8 protein-coding genes and 6 pseudogenes are annotated in these 17,498 nt (G+C 58.8%); 9 read left to right on the forward strand and 5 right to left on the reverse strand.

Annotated elements, in window-relative coordinates:
* The first annotated feature begins 6 nt into the window (after positions 1-6).
* A pseudogene (locus tag AC0L7U_RS19645) lies at positions 7-5,945 on the forward strand (DUF3320 domain-containing protein).
* Positions 5,946-6,263: 318 nt separating this feature from the next.
* Here AC0L7U_RS19645 and AC0L7U_RS19650 read toward each other — a convergent pair.
* Positions 6,264-6,563 (reverse strand): SbtR family transcriptional regulator, encoded by a 300-nt coding sequence (locus AC0L7U_RS19650; RefSeq protein WP_473696182.1) that lies wholly within the window; start codon positions 6,561-6,563, stop codon positions 6,264-6,266.
* 165 nt (positions 6,564-6,728) lie between these two features.
* A pseudogene (locus tag AC0L7U_RS19655) lies at positions 6,729-6,797 on the reverse strand (TetR/AcrR family transcriptional regulator); the annotation flags it as partial.
* A gap of 188 nt (positions 6,798-6,985) precedes the next feature.
* Between AC0L7U_RS19655 and AC0L7U_RS19660 the strand changes: the two are divergent.
* A pseudogene (locus AC0L7U_RS19660) lies at positions 6,986-8,039 on the forward strand (aldo/keto reductase).
* Positions 8,040-8,578: 539 nt separating this feature from the next.
* Here the strand turns inward: AC0L7U_RS19660 and AC0L7U_RS19665 are convergent.
* Positions 8,579-9,496 carry an AraC family transcriptional regulator gene (locus AC0L7U_RS19665; protein WP_473696184.1) on the reverse strand — a complete coding sequence of 306 codons (918 nt, stop codon included), beginning with the start codon at positions 9,494-9,496 and terminating at the stop codon, positions 8,579-8,581.
* A gap of 227 nt (positions 9,497-9,723) precedes the next feature.
* Between AC0L7U_RS19665 and AC0L7U_RS19670 the strand changes: the two genes are divergently transcribed.
* The 4 genes from AC0L7U_RS19670 to AC0L7U_RS19685 are packed head-to-tail and all read left to right on the forward strand — an operon-like array spanning position 9,724 to position 11,747.
* A complete protein-coding gene (locus AC0L7U_RS19670; RefSeq protein WP_473696186.1) occupies positions 9,724-10,011 on the forward strand; it encodes a hypothetical protein in 288 nt (95 codons plus the stop codon).
* A complete protein-coding gene (locus tag AC0L7U_RS19675; protein ID WP_473696188.1) occupies positions 10,008-10,520 on the forward strand; it encodes a hypothetical protein in 513 nt (170 codons plus the stop codon). Before AC0L7U_RS19670 ends, AC0L7U_RS19675 begins: the two co-directional genes overlap by 4 nt.
* Entirely contained in the window at positions 10,517-11,479 is a 963-nt protein-coding gene (locus tag AC0L7U_RS19680; RefSeq protein WP_473696190.1) for an SDR family NAD(P)-dependent oxidoreductase, read from the forward strand. Before AC0L7U_RS19675 ends, AC0L7U_RS19680 begins: the two co-directional genes overlap by 4 nt.
* 22 nt (positions 11,480-11,501) lie before the next feature.
* Entirely contained in the window at positions 11,502-11,747 is a 246-nt protein-coding gene (locus AC0L7U_RS19685) for a hypothetical protein (RefSeq protein ID WP_473696192.1), read from the forward strand.
* A 207-nt stretch (positions 11,748-11,954) separates the two neighbouring features.
* Here the strand turns inward: AC0L7U_RS19685 and AC0L7U_RS19690 are convergent, their stop codons facing one another.
* Together AC0L7U_RS19690 and AC0L7U_RS19695 are read right to left on the reverse strand one after the other, a co-directional pair.
* A complete protein-coding gene (locus AC0L7U_RS19690; protein ID WP_473696517.1) occupies positions 11,955-12,452 on the reverse strand; it encodes a transposase in 498 nt (165 codons plus the stop codon).
* Positions 12,429-12,832, reverse strand: a pseudogene (locus tag AC0L7U_RS19695) (IS5 family transposase); the annotation flags it as partial. The gene AC0L7U_RS19690 and the pseudogene AC0L7U_RS19695, both read right to left, overlap by 24 nt.
* Before the next feature lie 396 nt (positions 12,833-13,228).
* On the opposite strand from AC0L7U_RS19695, the gene AC0L7U_RS19700 reads away from it, so the two are divergent.
* From AC0L7U_RS19700 to AC0L7U_RS19710, 3 genes and pseudogenes are all read left to right on the forward strand, one after another.
* On the forward strand, positions 13,229-13,987 hold the full coding sequence (locus AC0L7U_RS19700) for an SDR family oxidoreductase (RefSeq protein WP_473696194.1): 759 nt from the start codon (positions 13,229-13,231) through the stop codon (positions 13,985-13,987).
* A gap of 467 nt (positions 13,988-14,454) precedes the next feature.
* Positions 14,455-16,142, forward strand: a pseudogene (locus AC0L7U_RS19705) (AMP-binding protein).
* Positions 16,139-17,326 (forward strand): annotated as a pseudogene (locus AC0L7U_RS19710) (acetyl-CoA C-acyltransferase). The pseudogenes AC0L7U_RS19705 and AC0L7U_RS19710 overlap by 4 nt, the downstream one beginning before the upstream one ends.
* Positions 17,327-17,498 lie beyond the last annotated feature (172 nt).

Raw genomic sequence — 17,498 nt, forward strand, 5'->3', positions numbered from 1 at the left:
GGAATGATGTGTATTCATGCATCGGGGGCGCAAAAGTTGGAAGAAATCTCTTTTAATACTTCAACTGAAGAAATTCGAAATCCTATTGAGGTCGAACTCGACGTTGTATCGCGGGTCAATTTTTCATCATCCCAAAATGGGGTCTCCATTCTCAAGCGGCTTGTCCTCAGGAACTTGAGCGAGCTCCCCCTTGAGGATGTGAAGGTTTCACTCGAATGTCATCCCGCGCTCATCCGCCCGAAAACATGGCCTGTTGACCGAATTGCTGCGGGTAGCGAGCAAGCGCTGTCACACCTGGACACGCCGCTTGACAATGCCATGCTTGCCGGCCTGAACGAGGCCGAAATTGGCGAGTTGTGTCTCAAGGTGGAAGCTGGCGGTGCGATCCTTCATGAAGAGACACACCGGATCGAGATGCTCGCCCGTGACGAATGGGGCGGCATTGGCGAAATGGCCCGTCTGCTTGCGGCCTACGTTTCTCCGAATGAACCCGTTGTGGCGGCGGTTCTCAAAGATGCGGCAAAGCTTCTTGAAGCGACAGGTCAGAACGGCGCCATCGACGGATATCAGTCCAACAGCCCGGCGCGGACATGGATGCTGGCCGGCGCGATCTGGTCGGCGCTCACCAGCCTTGGCCTGACCTATGCCGTGCCGCCGGCGTCCTTCGAAGTGCGAGGACAGAAGATCCGGGATCCTGCGCGCATACGCGCCGAAGGGCTCGGCACGTGCCTTGACCTTTCCCTGCTTGCCGCCGCCTGCTTCGAAGCGGCGGGGCTCAACCCGGTGGTACTGTTTTCCGAGGGGCATCGCCTAGGTCGGCGTCTGGCTGACCGACCGCGATTTCGGAACGATCTCCGAGCCTGACGTCATGACGGTGCGCAAGGCCGCCGACGCGCGCGAGTTTGTCATGCTGGAATCCACCCTTTTGACGAAGAGGCCGACAGTTGGTTTCGAAGAAGCAGCCGCAGCGGGGCGGGAACGCACGGCCGAGCGTAACGAGTACGCATTCCAGCTTGCCGTCGACATCAGACGCGCCCGCGCAGCGCGGATCAGGCCGCTTGCAAGCCATCGTGCCGACGATACTATTCAGAGCGCAGACATCCCTGCGAGCCCGGCCGCTCTGCCCAAACCGCTCGATTTTGCTCTGCTGCCAGATGATATGGTCGAAGAGGAGCCGAAGACTGCAGCGGACAGGATTTCGCGCTGGCAGCGCAAACTGCTGGACCTTTCGCTCCGCAATCGACTGTTGAACTTCAAGGATACAAAACAGACGCTGCCGTTCCTGTGCCCTGATGTATCCACACTCGAGGATCAGCTGGCCGACGGCAAGAAATTCAGGACCCTGCCGCTCAAGGACGAAGATCCTCTCGGGAACAGGGATCTTCTGATTTCCGATGAACAGCAAATGCTGGCCGAGGTCGCACGGGACGCTTTTGCCAAGGGGCAGATTGCCGTGCCCCTGACGGGTAAGGAGGCCAATAACAGACTGCTTGAGCTCTACCGTCGCGCAAACAGCGATCTTCAGGAAGGCGGAACCAATACGCTTTTTCTGGCCGCCGGATTCCTGCGCTGGAAGAAAACCGAGGGTGATACCCGCAGTTATCGCGCGCCTTTGGTCCTCATTCCCGTCAAACTGACAAGGCGCTCGGCACAGTCCGATTTCGTTATCGAACATCACGAAGATGATGTTCGTTTCAATTTCACGCTGCTTGAATTTCTGAAGCGGGACTTCGCCCTTTCCATTCCCGAACTTGAGGGTGATCTCCCTCATGATGAGAGCGGTTACGATCTGCCGAGAATTTTCGAGACCATGCGACGCAAGGTCAGAGATGTCGCCGGCTTCGAAGTTGTCGAGGATGTAGCGCTCTCGACCTTTTCCTTCGCCAAGTTCCTGATGTGGAAAGACCTCGTCGACAGGACCGACAGTCTGCGCGAAAGTGCGCTGGTCAAGCACCTTGTCGACAGCCCGGCGGAGCCGTTCTTGCCTGAAGGCACCGAGGGCCTTCCTGTCGCTGCCGACGTCGATCGCCGCATTCAGCCAAAGGATCTGTTCACGCCGCTTCCCGCCGACTCCTCGCAGCTCGCCGCCGTCCTCGCCGCCCAGGAGGGACATGATTTCGTCCTGATCGGCCCTCCGGGTACGGGCAAAAGTCAGACAATCGCCAACATCATCTCGCAGTGCCTTGCAATCGGCAAGACGGTGCTTTTCGTGGCCGAAAAATCAGCGGCGCTTGATGTCGTTTACAGGCGACTGGCGGCCAACGGCCTCGGCGACGCTGTTCTCGAACTTCATTCCAACAAGGCGGACCGCAAGTCCGTTCTCGACCAGATCAGCCGCAGCTGGGAGCGCATCTCCGATGCTTCGCCCGGCGAATGGATCAAGGTGACGGAAGACTTGGTCCTCACGCGAGAGGGCCTGAATGCGTATGTGAAGGCTTTGCATCTTGAGGGTACGCAAGGGTTCAGCGTGTTTCAGGCTATCGGAAGGGCCGCAGCCGGAGACGCCGGATTTTCGCTTGGTTTCGATAACAAAGACGCTCATGATGCGGAAAGCTATGCCTACCTGAAGCGTCTGTCTGAGACACTGGGTCGGCGCCACGAGATTGTGCGCGAAAGGCCGGCGCTCAATCTCGTCCGCGTCGATGATTGGTCGTTCACCTTGGCAAGCGGAGCTTCTCGCGAGAGCGGCATCGCTGAAGGCTCTGTCCGTGCAATTGATGGAGGCTGCAGAACATCTCGCTGCTGCGGCCGGCTTTTCCCGTGACGAGGCGCTTTCCACCAGGGCGGGTTGAGAAACTCGTGGCTTTGACCGATATCCCTGCGCATGGCGAGGATGTTTCCTGGGCGCTTTCGCGTGATCCCGGCAAACTGGCCTCTGACATTGCGCAGCTGACCAAACTGTTGCGCGGCTACCAAGACGCAACCGCACAGCTTGCCGCCAGTTACCCGATGGAACGGCCAAAATCGATCCCGCTTGAAAAGCTCGACGCCGACTGGCGCCTTGCCCAGACGAAAATCTGGCCGTTCTCGGTGTTTGCCAAATCATCGGTTCGCAAGCTTCTGCAGACCTATGCGACGGCGGGGGCAGTCAACCCGGCGAGCGATATCAGGGCGCTGAGCGAGGCGCACGAAAGCCGTGCCGAGATCGACGCCAGCGCGCTGAAGGATTGGCCGCTCTTCGCGGGAACCAAGACCGATGGCGATCACCTTGCCCGTTGGCTCGCGGAAGCGACAGCGATGCGCAACATGCTGGACCCGTTCACGTCGGAGGTTGCTGATGCTGCCGTTTGGACCAATGCGACGCAGGCACTGGCGGCCCGTAGCCGTGACGATCTGAGAGACAGGATCACGACCTTCCGCCAGCATTACGACCGCTGGAATGAGGAGGCCACCGCCTTTGCAGCGCTGACCGGTTCGGAGCCGAAGGCAACGCCCCTGAAGGAACTCGGCGCGAGCCTGCAGACGATCCTCGACAACAAGGACTTTCTTGCCGACTGGGTGCAGTGGGTTGAAGTCCGCGAACAGGCCCGGACATTCGGGCTCGACAATCTGGTGGCCGCCCTTGAAACCGGTTCGCTGACCATGCCCGCTGCCGATGCCTTTGAAACGGCTTATGCCGCGTGGTGGCTGCCACTGGCGATGGATGCTGAAATATGTCTGCGCCGGTTCACGCATTGGTCTCACGAAGACAGGATCAAGCAGTTTCGCGCACTCGACAGCCGCGCTGCGGAGATTGCCGCTAGTCAGGTCCTGCATCGCATCCGGCATGGTCTGCCCGCGCGTGACGGCGTTCCAAAGCGATCGGAACTTGGAACGCTGCGCCATCAGCTCTCGCTGCAGCGCCCGAGTATGCCGATCCGCACGCTGATCTCGGAAATGCCGGGAACCTTCACGAAGCTCGCCCCTTGCGTACTGATGTCGCCCCTTTCCGTTGCCCAATACCTGCCGGCCGGTCAGTCCGCTTTTGATGTTGTGATCTTTGACGAAGCCTCGCAGATTACCACTTGGGACGCGATCGGCGCGATCGCACGTGGAAAACAGGCGATCATCGTCGGCGATCCGAAGCAATTGCCGCCCACAAACTTCTTTGGCCGCAGCGACGATTCCGAAGAAGATGTGCCCGAGATCGAGCGCGATCTCCCCTCCATCCTGGATGAGGTCGAAGCCGCGGGCATTCCGACACAGCAGCTCGACTGGCATTATCGCAGCCGGGATGAATCGCTCATCGCCTTTTCGAACTGGCATTATTACGGCGGCAGGCTGGTGACCTTTCCCTCGCCGGAAACCCAGTCGATGGCTGTCCAGCTTCATCGTGTTGACGGCGTCTACGCCCGCGGCAAGGGGCGCACCAACGAAACCGAGGCACGCGCCATCGTCAAGATGGCCGTCGCACGGATGAATGAATGGCTACAGCTTCCCGAAGACGAACGCCAAACGCTCGGCGTCATCACCTTCAATGGCGAACAGCAAAGTCTGATCCTCGACCTTCTCGATGCGGAGCGCCGCGACAATCCGGACCTCGAATGGTTCTTTGAAGATGCCCGTGAAGAGCCGGTAATCGTGAAGAATCTTGAAAACATTCAGGGTGATGAACGCGATGTTATGCTGTTTTCGATTACCTTCGGCCACGACGCTGCCGGCAAACTCTCCATGGCTTTCGGTGCGCTGAACGGGGATGGCGGTGAAAGACGATTGAATGTGGCCGTGACCCGAGCGAGGCGCGAGCTCCATATATTCGCGTCGATCTCCGCGGATGAAATCGACCTGACACGAACGAAGGCGATTGGGGTCAAGCACCTCAAGGCTTTCCTCGATTTCGCCGCACGCGGGACCGTGGCTTTGCCGGCGCAAGACGAAGGTTCGGTCGGCCCGGTCGAAAGTCAGTTCGAGGCTGCCGTGAAGACTGCTCTTCAGCAAAGAGGCTGGGAGGTTCGCTCACAGATCGGGGTTTCCGGATTCCGCATTGATCTCGGCATTGTCCACCCAGACCACGCCGGTGCCTATCTGGCGGGGCTCGAATGCGATGGCGCCACCTACCACCGCTCAGCAACCGCAAGAGACAGAGACAAGGTACGGCAGGCTGTTCTTGAGGGACTTGGCTGGACCATTCTGAGGATATGGTCGACGGATTGGTTCAGAAACAGGCAGGCCGTCGTCGACCGCATTCATCTTGCGCTCGTGGAGCGTCTGGAGGCAGACCGGGAAGAGCGAAGCGCAGCAGCGGCCAGGCGAGGAAGCCGAAGAGCAGGTCTCCGGAAATGATGGAACGGTACCCGAACCAGAGGAGACCCTTTCCGCTACGGAAGCATCCGAGCAAGATACAGACGAACCGGGCGCGCCGGTCGTCGAGGCAGAAATCATTCCGCTCCGGCCGCCCCGCGAGGAGCAATCCGACGAGACCGAGTGGCAGAATCGTCTGGTCGCGCGCGCAGCACCCGGTAATGCGTCCCATAAATTCGAGCAGGAGCAAGATCAGACTCCCGATGCCGAAGCATTCTATGACAGATCCTATGATCCTATCCTGAAAAGCCTCATTGCAAGGATCGTCGAGAAAGAAGGTCCGTTGCCGGTAGCCCTGCTGGGACGACGGATCTCGGCTGTGCATGGCTGGCAGAGAACAGGCCGCCGCATCGCCGAGCGCGTTCGGGAATGTCTCGGCGATTGTGATATCCATTCGGAAAACGGGGTTGAGTTCGTCTGGAAGAAGGACAGTTATCGCGAACGCGTCGCCTACAGAGCAGAGCCTGGATCGTAGTATCAGGGAAATATCGCGCACAGAGATCGCAAGTCTTTATGGCGTCCACGCGCAAGAGGTTGACAATAGCGACGATCCGGTGCTCGAGTTGGCCCGCCGTGCGGGCATAACCCGCCTTTCAGCTGATGCCCGGGATTATTTGGCCGGATGCATCATTTGGCTGAAGCAAGATGGTGTCGCTTCTGATTAATGGCAGGAAATGTTTCGGATCGGCAGCCTTGTTCGCAACTATCCGCCTTGAATGCCGCTTTCAGCAGCGAACGTGCCAAGGAACCGGGGACCGCTCCAGTCAATTCAGCACCGGCTGCTTTTCCAGCACCTCCGCGCGTGTCAGCATGCGGTTGATCGAGCGCAGGTTCAAGGGCTGCCGTCGCATTTGGTGCTGCTCATCGAGCAACCATGGACCATAATGTCAATCGGCAATGGGCTCATCGGTTCTGATCAGTTGCGCTTGGTATTACGCCCTAATTGGGTGCATTTATCTTGAGCGGCGGAGCCTTGCTCCGTGTCACCCGCCGCTTCTGCCCTTGCGGGCCGGTGGCGCCGCCAGCAAGGTCTCGGCGATAATGCCTGCCAACCGGTCGGCGCGTGGCTCAAACGCAGACTGATCGCCGATCCAGCCTGCCGCGCCGATAAGGGCGAAGAGGTCTTCCCCATCGACGTCTGCGCGCGCAAGGTCCGCCTGTTGAGCGCGCTCCAAGAGGCGCGCACCTGCCTGTCTCAGGGTCTTGCAATCCTCGTGCAAGGCAGAGCTCGGATCAGCGAGAGCCGCTGCCATCAGATCCACGACACCGTTGAAAACGCTCACAAATATAGTGGCTTCAATGAACCAGTCTGTCAAAGCTCGGTCCGGCGCATGGGTGCGCGACAGCACCTCTGAGCGCGCGATAAGATCGCATAGCGCCTGATGCAGAAGGGCCTCCAGAAGTGTCTCTCGGGTCGGGAAATGGCGATAGAGTGTTCCCAGGCCGACCCCAGACCGCCGCGCAATATCACGCAGCGAGGCATCGACCCCACGTTCAGTTATGACCTCACGTGCGATGGCGAGGAGGCTGTCGAAATTTTTTTCGCATCAGCACGCATACCAGATCCCTATCTCTTGGCATTGACAAACGGAGCAGTGCTCCCATTATTAAATGGAGCGCTGTCCCGTTTGTAATATCCGGGCTGCGGATTGGAAAGGTTGCGCGGTTCTGACCGGCTGCGCGTCCCGCGAAGATGGAGATTGAAATGCGATTGAAACTCTTTGGCACTCACACAGGTCTCAGGGTCTCGGAACTGGTGCTCGGCACATCGAACTTCGGCACCCGCTGGGGGCATGGGGCCGAACTGCCCGAGGCCCGCCGCATGCTTGATGCTTACGCCGATGCTGGCGGCAACTTCCTCGACAGTGCGAACGGATACCAGAGCGGCGAGTCAGAGGAATTCTTAGGACAAATGCTGAAGGGGCGCCGAGACAGGTTCGTTCTGGGTACGAAATTCGCCGTCGCCACGGACGAGACCGCGAGTGTGTTGACCACGGGCAACAGTCGGCAGGCGATGGTTGCCTCGGTCGAGGCGAGCCTGAAGCGGCTCGGGACCGATCGGATCGACCTCTATTGAGTGCATGTCGCGGATGGCGTGACCCCGGTAGACGAGATCATGCGCGGCTTCGATGATCTCGTGCGGCAGGGCAAGATCCTTTATGCAGGGCTTTCGGATTTCCCGGTACTGGCGGGTGTCGCGGGCGGCGACACTGGCTGAACTGCGCGGCAGCGTTCCGGTGGCAGGGCTTCAGCTGGAACACAGCCTCGTGGCACGTAGTGCCGAGGCAGAATTGATTGCGGCAGGACAGGCCCTCGGCCTTGGGATTACCGCGTTTTCGCCTCTGGGCGGTGGTGTGTTGACGGGCAAGTATCGCAAACCGCTGACAGAAACTGGACGAGAAGAGGGACTGGGTGGCGCCGCCTTCCACCCCGAGAATTCCGCGCAGCGTACGGCCATTCTGGATACAGTGTTCGAGGTCGCCGCCGAGCACGAGGTCACGCTGGGTGAGGTGGCTATCGCCTGGGTCGCGGCCAAGGGGGTGTTCCCGATCATCGGGCCACGCAGCATGGCGCAGATGGCGGAGAACCTTGCCGCGACCGGCCTGCGGCTGACAGACGACCAGATCACGCGCCTCGACCGCGTTAGCGCGATCCCAAGCGTGTTTCCCTACACCGTGCTGGACGATCCTCGGATCAGCGCGCTGATCACCGCAGGGGAGGATACCCGGATCGACCTACCAGCCATGCCCGTGGCCTGATCGCCGCATCCTGCAGGGGCCGTGACGGCCCTGCTCTCCCCGCCAAAACTACAGAAAGACCTGATATGATTACGCTTTATTATTATCGTGACGCCTGCTCAAGGCTGGCGACACGGGCGTGACAAAAGTCGCCTTTGCCGTGGGCTACAACAGCCCGTCACAGTTCAGCCGCGAGTACAAGGCGTTTTTCAGATGGGCCCCGGCGACTGACCTGCAGCCAAATCGGATGCCAGGAATGCGAGGCGGCGGGTATCTGACGGTGTGTGAGGACGGCGTTGATGAAAACGAACAGTTCGCGGCTGCTTGATGCCATGGCCTTATTTTCACTAACTCGGTCGCGCAATCGCCTGCCATGATGCACGGCACATAATCGGCCGCTTCTGCAATGCCGCGGCGCAGATGTCGAAGAGGCCGAGCGTCCGGTAGGGGCCCGAAATGAAGGGAGGCGACGAGACCATTCCTTCGATCAGGCTCAGGCTCAGGACCAGGCGAAGGCGTCATGGATGATGCTTACCAGCGACGAGGGTCAGAGGCTGCCGTTACTCGACACCACCGATGGCTCTCTTATTCGTGCTGTAGCGGCCAGGCGGCACGCCCATTTGGCGGGAAAATGCGATGCTGAACGCGCTGGCCGAGCCATACCCGACACGGGTGGCAATCTGGCTCATGTTCAGCCCGGTTTCGCTGATGAGGCGTTTCGCCAGGGCCATCCTCCACGCTTGAAGATATTCCATCGGCGGCATCCCCACGGTGCGGTTGAAGCGGCCAAAGAAGGCCGAGCGGGAGAGTGATGCCTGATCGGCCATTTCCGCCACGGTCCATGAGTGTTCCGGGCAAGCATGAACAGCGCGCAAGGCGCTCGCGAGACGATCATCAGCGAGCCCCCGCGCCAAACCCGGCGCGGATGCGGCTTCGCCGGAACTTCGCAAAGCCTCAATCAGCAGAACCTCAAGCAAGCGTTCGAGAATGAGCGATCGTGCCGGTCGACCGGCACGCGCTTCATCTCCAACAAGCTCAACAAGCGTCTTAAGTCGTGCCTCATCTCGCGCGAAAATGACCTGCGGCAGGAGAGAAACCAGTAGGCTTGCAGCCGATGAGCCAAAGTGGCAATGGCCGATCTGCATCCGCAAGTCGGGCGTCCCATCCCCACAACCAACGCGAAAATGGCCTGCTGCAATTTCCGTCGGCACAATGGCCGTTCCCGGTTTCGGCGCGTCGAAGCTTTCGGTGATGAGGTCGCGCATGGCCGGAACGAGAACGAAATCGCCTGCCTGAAGGTCCAGTGGAGGCTGGTGATCAATCGCCATGCGGCAACGGCCTTCCAGAACGGCGCAGTAGAACGGATCGCCCGTGCCCGGGCGATGGATTCTCCATGAACCGGCGCCCTCGACGAGTTTTGAAAAACGCGTGGATGGCTTGAGGAGCGTGACAATCTCTGTCAGGGGGTCTGCGGTCATTTCAGGACTATCTCTAACAAAAATGATACTTATTATGATTTATAATACAGCCCCCTTGCCTATCTTCAAACAAGCATTCTTGGTTGAAGAGCTCCGATATCCACAATCCCTATGACCGGCCGGTTTCCGGTCGCTGGTGGTGCGCGGCGGCGGCGATGTGTGGCCATGGATGTCAGACGCAAACTTGACATGCCCGATATAGGCACCTCATCGCAGAAGGATTTGCCATGCCCGACTTCACCTATGAATGTACAATCGACGGCCAGCTCTGTTCGGTCGGAATGCTGGATATGATCGGCTACTACCGCGACATCCATATTCTGCACGAACTGATGCGCGGGGGTGTCGTGATCAACAGTGAAGAGCGCTCGCTGTCTCACGACGAGATCAACCTTCTGAATGCCAAGCAAGCACGGGAGCTGGGCGCGGCGGCCAAGACATCCTGGGTCTCGACGGGTTCCGAGAGCGGTTCGGGGCCGGGCTGGAGGCGTCAGCCCGGCGGTGGAAGGAGATGAACACCCGCTCCGAAGGTCGCCCGCTTCAAACCTGTATCGCAGATATCGTGATCGGCGGAATTTCCTTTGATGAACTGGTGGCAAACATGAAGTCGATGGCGCCGTTTCTCGACAATTACCCGATGTCGAACCCCGATCACTTCTACATTCACAAAGACGGCGAGACGATGAAAGGCATCGAAATTTTCGGCATGTTCGGCGGTCCATCCGAGTTGTGGCTGACGCCGGTGGAAGATCTCTCGGTGCCGATCGAAAGGGATGAAAGCTATCCCTTTGCCTTCGGGGGCGTGGCACGGTTGCCCGATGGCACCGATATCAACGCGCCCGCCTTCATTCAGCTCAAGCCATTGGAAAACGGTGTGGCGATGAAGTCCGGCTGCTGCCTGCCCGCCGCCGCGCCCGCCGAGATGGTCGAGGGGCACAAAATACACCTGGCGCTCGAGTTCCTCGGGTTCTCCAGAATGATCATCGCCGCGCGCGCCACCTCTGGAAAGGAAGCTATACTATGACAACCGTTCTGATCACTGGAGGACATGGCGGCATCGGCTTGGGATGCAGCAGGCATCTCGCCGAACACTACCGCACGAACCTGGTTCTGGCGGGGCGCAGCCTTGACCGCATCTCCCCGGTGGCGCGGGATCTGGCGCAGACTTTTGGCATCATCGCTACGCCACTCGTGCTGGACACCTCGTCGCTGGCCTCGGTCCGGGCCGCTGCTGCGAGATGCCGAGAAATGATCGCCAAGGGCGAGATAGAGCCGCTTAACGCCATTCTATGCAATGCAGGTGCGCGGTTCGAGCAAGTAAACTACACCGATGACGGCTATGAAGAGACCTTCGCGACGAACCACCTCGGGCATTTCCTGCTGATAGAGCTGCTGATCGATCAGTTGCTCGACCAGGGCCGCGTCGTTTTCACGACCAGTGGCACCCATGACCCCGAGACGATGGACGGCAAGCTTCTGGGTGTCGCCGAACCGGATGCGACGATACTGGCCAATATCGGCAAGGACGGGCAGAAGCCGCTTTCGGCAAGCAAGCGCTATGCCACCTCCAAGCTGTGCAACATCCTGACCACATACGAGCTGGACCGGCGGCTGAGGTGCTCGGGCAGCACGATCAGCGCGATCGCTTTTGATCCGGGAAGCACAGTTGGCAGCGGTTTCCTGCGCGGATTGCCGAAGCCGGTTCAATGGCTCAGCCGGACGGGCTTTGCCAATTGGCTGCAAAGGCGCATGGGGATCACGATGGGCAGCATCGAATTTTCCGGCGCATCGCTCGCCAGGCTTTCGGTAGATCCTTCTTATGCTGATGCCTCAGGCAAATATTTCCAGTCCAATGATGGCAAATTGATAGAGAGACGCTCGTCGAAGCTGTCTTACGACGAAGGCCGTGCTCACAAGCTTTGGGAAGACACGCTCCGTCTTGTCGATTTGCCGAAGGGCGAGCAGCCTGCCATCTTGCGGTGACAATGACCGCGCGGAGGAATTCTTGCTTGGAACCGGCCCTTCAAATTCGGCGACCATGCGACAGCACGAGTTTCACCTGGCCCTCAAATACACATCGCGACCGGACGAGGTCGTGCATGGCGCCTTCGCCATTGCGGCCGGAGCGAGGCTGGAAAGGGAAGGCATGCTCACAGCGTCGATTTGCGACAAGGCCAAGGCGATTTATTGGAAGACGGCGCTTGAGAAAGACCGAAGGCGAGCGGAAGACATAAATCGAGATTTCGGATAGGCGACGGACAGCGGCGAAGCGCCACACTGCGGACCTTCGCCGCTGTCAGTATGCTGCGTAAGGAATGAACGACCGGTTGAGTGACACCGAGCCGTAGCGGCGCGCCCTGAGATCAAGGTCCGGTTTGGGCTTATCCCGTTGAAAAACGCGGCCCGGTAGCTGCTGTGGGTTTCTCCCGAAATTGAGCGCGCGTTGTCCCGCTTCTCTTCAGCAGGCGATTTGTGGTGGCGGCAGGAGCTTTGCGAGCTTCCTGAAGTTCTGGGCGGTGGCTGCGAGGTGGAATTCGTCGCGCCCGCCGAGAGGGCCTCGCAATCGAAGACGGATCAACCCCAGGGTCCGCTTCAGATGGGCGAACAGCATCTCAACCTTCTTCCTCAGTTTGCAGACATCGCAGTCGGCCTTGCTGGTCCGGTAGCGCAGCGTCCCATGCTCGTCCGGCCTCTGCTCTCTGGCCGTCGTGAAGGCCCGACGGTTCTGTTTCAACTCCTTGCCGCCCGGACAGGTGTAAGTGTCCTGTTCGGCATCATAGGTAAAGTCGGTGCGTTCGAATGTTCCATCCCGGCGCGCCGACTTGTCAAACACCGGGATATGAGGCGTGATCCCGCGCTGGCGATCCAGCCAGTCCAGCATCTCGCCCGTGCCGTAGGCAGTGTCGGCGATCAGGCGTTCTGGTTGTAGGGCGAAGGTATCGCTCAGGGCGTGGATTTTTGTTCCCGGACCACCACGAGCTCGGCCCAGGGCATGGGCTTGAGCCCCCCTTTGCCACCATGGGCGACCCGATGCGCCCGAACGGCGGTGCTGTCGATCATCACCTCGAGCACAGGGCCGCCAGTTTGGGACAATGTGTCGAAGATCCCTGTCCAGACACCTTTCTCAGACCAGCGAACGAAGCGATTGTAGAGAGTTTTCCGCGGTCCGTAGACTTCTGGTGCATCAATCCACCGACCGCCCGACTTCAGAACATGAATGATGCCGCTGATCACCCGCCGGTCATCGACACGGGCCTTGCCGCGTGTGTCGGTCGGCAACAGAGGCTGCAACTTCGAAAACTGCTCATCGCTGAGCCAGAAAAACCCACCTGACATCGTCAAACGCCTGTTCAGGAGCTTGAATCAGACTTCAACCGATTTGCATAGCCATTTTATGGGTCTGGAGCCTAACTTGGTGACAACAAATATTGTAACTGGGATGTGCTTTCTGCAAGATCCCCTGCTCGGGCGTTGACAGGCATCGTGTCAGGCAATAGCAATACGGGTGCAGCGATTATATGCGTCTGCCGTAGGCGTTACCGTCATCCAACGCGTCCTGAATCGAGAGGGTCCCAGCAGGGAAAACTCGGACAGAAGGCGCGGATTGTTGACCTCCCAAGTCTTTCGCAAAACAGTGCTGACATTGGTCGGATGACCGGATGTAGGGACGTGCGTGAGACATGGCCCGGTTGCCGTAGCCTTTTCCTGAAATATTTCGGAAAGGTTCCGACCATGAAAATGACTGACAACATCATTCTGATTACCGGTGGCACTAGTGGCATTGGACGTGCACTGGCCGAGGCCTTTCATGATCTCGGCAATCAGGTCATCATCACGGGGCGACGACAGGCGCAGTTGACCGAGATCACGGCGGCAAGACCGGGTATCACCACGCTGCAACTTGACCTGAATGATGCAGCGACCGTTGACGCAGCGTCTGACGAAATCAAGGCCCGGTTTCCACAGTTGAACATGCTGATTGCCAACGCTGGCATCTCCTGCACAGAGGATATGAGCACCGGTGGCTGGAGATCGTTGGATGCGGAGATGGTGGTTCAAACGAACATCATCGGCGTCTTGCGCACAGTTGCAGCTTTTTTGCCAGTGCTGAAACAACAGCCTCATGCAACGCTGATGGCCACGAGTTCAGCGTTGGCCTTTCTGCCCCGTGCGGATTTCCCGGCTTATTGTGCCAGCAAGGCCTTTCTGCATTCGTGGTTGATTTCCTTGCGCCATCAGCTTCGGAACGAGAACATCGAGGTGCTGGAGCTTTCGCCGCCCTATGTTCAGACCAAGCTTACCGGTGAAGCGCAGGAAACGGACGAACGGGCCATGCCTCTTGACGCTTACGTCTCTCAGGTTCTGGCTCTGCTCGAGAGTGGTGATTACCCGCGTGGCGAAGTCTTGCTTGAGCGTGACTTGCCGCGCCGTTGGGCCGAGCGGGATGGAACGTTCGACAGCATCTTTGCGATGATGAACCCTGTCGGCTGATGAGGCGTACCAGCCCGGGTAGGGTTTGCCCCCCGGGCTGGGTTTCTCATCTGTTTCGTCATGACATTGCGGGATGGCCGTCATCAGACGGGTCGTTATTGCAGCGGATGCGGCGCGATTCCATTAGGGTGCGTGGACGTTTTCAATGACGTGTCCAGCGAAGGCGTCTAATCGTCACTGAGCCTGTTTGCAGCTGGAAACATCGATTACCTCCCACTCTCATGACATTAATCGTGTGCTCTCTAAGTTATTCACACACTTGAGAGTGAATGTTGACTTGGCGTGTAATATGGATGAAAGGTAGCAGCCGCGGCGAGGAGGAGATGCCGCGAGCAAAGACGCATCAAATGCGCGGGAGGAAATATCATGCAGGCACTTTGGCATCAGGCCCCCCTTATCGCGGATGGCCGCCCGCACTCTTGTGCATGGCCGGGCTCATCCTGGACCTCAGAAAATGAGACAGAACGATGATCAATGGCACGATGCAGCCCTTTGCACTGACCCTGAACCGGTTTATTGATCATGCCGAGCGATGGCATTCCGAGACCGAGATTGTTACAGCACTGGCGGATGGCTCCACCGACCGCGCCGGTTACGCCGCAATTCATGCGCGGGCCAAGCGTATTTCTGCTCTGCTTGTCTCGAAAGGTGTGACACAGGGACACCACGTGGCAACGCTGAGCGCTGGAACAGTCGTCAGCATGTCGAAGCGTGGTATGCCATCATGGGGATGGGGGCATCTTGTCATACGCTGAACCCACGCCTGACGGCCGATGACCTTTCGGAAATGCTGAAGCAGTCTAACGCGCGCGTTCTGTTCGTGAGCGCCGATCTTATGCCGCTGGCCCGGGATCTTGTGATGCTGGACAATGCTCTCGTCCAGGTTTTCATTATTGATCATGACGTTCTGGGCGAGGACGCGCATCTGAGAGGCAACGTCTCTGGCGCCAAGCCTGTCAGCATTGCTGTGTTGGGCGATGCGCTACTTCCCTCAACCCCGGATGTGGCACTAGGGTGCGTTTGATGAGACCTTGCCCTCCGGCCTGTGCTTCACTTCCGGTACAACCGGTGCGCCAAAGGGTGTTACCTATACACATCGATCCAGTTTTTTGCATGCTCTGCGCTTGTTGCAGGCCGACATGATCGGCCTCACGGCAAGCGACAGTTTGCTTGCTGTCGTTCCGATGTTTCATGCCAATGCCTATGGGGCCTTCCATTCGCAGCACCTGCTGTCGGGGCGAAGCTGGTTCTGCCGGGGCGCAAAGCTGATGGCGCAAGCCTTGCCGCCTTGATTCAGCAGGAGAGTGTTACTATTGCCGTTGGCGTTCCGACACTCTGGCTCGGACTTCTGGAGCATCTGGAAGCGACCGGCGGCGATGTTCCCACTCTGAAGCGCATTCTGGTTGGCGGTGCGCCCTTCCCGCCGGCTCTCGTCAAACGTATCGAAGAGCGTCTCGGCGTCACTATTCAGACAAGCTGGGGGATGACCGAGCTGTCTCCGACAGGTACGATGGCGCCCGCAAATGAGCCAACTCATGGCGCGACCCTCTCGGGACGCCCGGCGATCGGCATGGATTTGTTGCTGACACAGGCTGACGGCACCCCGTTGCCCGAACAGCGCAATGTCGAAGGGTACTTGAAGGTTCGCGGAGCTTCGGTTCTTGAAAGCTATTTCGGTCAGGAAACCTCGGCAACGGATGCTAATGGCTGGTTCGATACCGGCGATCTGGCGCGTCTCGATGCCAAAGGCAATCTGACCATTACAGGGCGAGCCAAGGACCTGATCAAGTCTGGCGGCGAATGGATCAACCCAGCAGAGATTGAAACCATTGTTGGTGCCCTGCCCGCTGTGTCCTATGCCGCGGTTATTGCCCGGCCCGATGATAAATGGGGGGAGCGCCCGGTTCTTGTGGTGGAACTGCGACAGGGACATAGCATCAGCGATGCAGATCTGTTGCAGCCTTTGCGGGGGCGTGTGGCCAACTGGTGGATCCCGAACACCGTGATCCGTGTGGACAGCATGCCGAGAGCGGCGACGGGCAAGATCGACAAGATCCGGTTGCGGATTGACCATGGCAAACCGAGTGCAGTTACAACGCAAAGAAAACAATCCCCGCAGCCGCAGATGGCCCGTACAGTGGAGGACGCCAAATGAGAGAAGCAGTCATCGTCAGCACGGCCCGCACTGGGATCGGTAAAGCCTATCGCGGTAGTCTGAATGCCACAAAGTCTCCCACATTGACCGGCCATGTCCTGCGTCATGCGGTCGAGCGTGCCGGGGTTGCGCCGGATGAAATCGACGACGTCGTGCTTGGAACAGTTCTGGCGGCGGGAACTGCCGGGGGAAATCTTGCCCGAAATGCGGTGCTGGCGGCGGGTTTGCCACAAACTGTGGCCGCCCAGACCATGGATCGGCAATGCGCCTCGGGTCTCATGGCGATCGCGACCGCGGCAAAACAGATCATTGTTGATGGCATGGACGTGACCCTGGCCGGAGGTCAGGAGAACATCTCCGCCGTGCAGGATCAGTATTTTGCACTGGACGGGTCAGAGCGCCGACCCAACCGTTATTGCCAAGGTTCCGCATGCCTATATGCCCATGCTGCAAACTGCGGAATGTGTTGCCAGAACCTATGATATCTCGCGTGAAGCACAGGATGAATACGCCTTGTCCTCACAAGTGCGCACCGTCGCCGCGCAGCAGGCCGGTCGCTTTGATGACGAAATCATCCCATTTTCGACGAAGATGCTGGTGACGGACAAGGCGACCGGGCAGATGTCCGAACGCCAGATAACCTTGGAAAGAGATGAAGGCAATCGCCCCCAGACGACGTTGGAAGGTTTGTCCTCGCTTCGCCCTGTGCTGGAAGGGGGAGCATCACTGCGGGCAATGCCAGTCAATTGTCGGATGGTGCTTCAGCCTGCGTGCTGATGGAAGCTGGTCTTGCTGAGCGTCGTGGACTTGATCCGCTTGGCACTTATCGCGGTATGGCAGTTGCAGGGTGTGCCCCTGAGGAAATGGGGGTTGGTCCAATCTACGCCGTGCCCAAGCTGCTCAAGCAGCACGGCCTGAGCGTTGATGACATTGGCCTGTGGGAGCTCAACGAGGCCTTTGCCGTTCAAGCTTTGTATTGCCGCGACTATCTTGGCATCAACCCGGAGATTTACAATGTGGACGGCGGTGGTATTTCCATTGGCCACCCCTATGGCATGACCGGTGCCCGTCTCGTTGGTCATGCCCTGATCGAGGGCAAACGTCGCGGTGTGCGCTATGTGGTCGTGACGATGTGTGTTGGGGGCGGCATGGGGGCGGCCGGTTTGTTCGAAGTCAACATCTGAGCTGGATGCAGGGCGTTGCAAAAAACTCACCCAAGCGTGAGTGAACATTGACGCATCCGTGCGGCTGCGACATTAATGCGGATCCAAAGGATAGGTGGCAACAAGTACACCTGAAAGCCCGTATCCAAGCGCGCTATCCGGGATTGGTATTGCCAGAAGAAGGAACAGGCGG

This window comes from Roseibium sp. 10G30-5, assembly GCF_055809635.1.

What these genes read in the sequence shown, in the direction of transcription:
- AC0L7U_RS19665 (WP_473696184.1), bottom strand. Translation starts at nt 9,496, where the DNA reads ATGACCGCAGACCCCCTGACAGAGATTGTCACGCTCCTCAAGCCATCC.
- AC0L7U_RS19700 (WP_473696194.1), top strand. Translation starts at nt 13,229, where the DNA reads ATGAAAATGACTGACAACATCATTCTGATTACCGGTGGCACTAGTGGC.
- AC0L7U_RS19675 (WP_473696188.1), top strand. Translation starts at nt 10,008, where the DNA reads ATGAACACCCGCTCCGAAGGTCGCCCGCTTCAAACCTGTATCGCAGAT.
- AC0L7U_RS19670 (WP_473696186.1), top strand. Translation starts at nt 9,724, where the DNA reads ATGCCCGACTTCACCTATGAATGTACAATCGACGGCCAGCTCTGTTCG.
- AC0L7U_RS19680 (WP_473696190.1), top strand. Translation starts at nt 10,517, where the DNA reads ATGACAACCGTTCTGATCACTGGAGGACATGGCGGCATCGGCTTGGGA.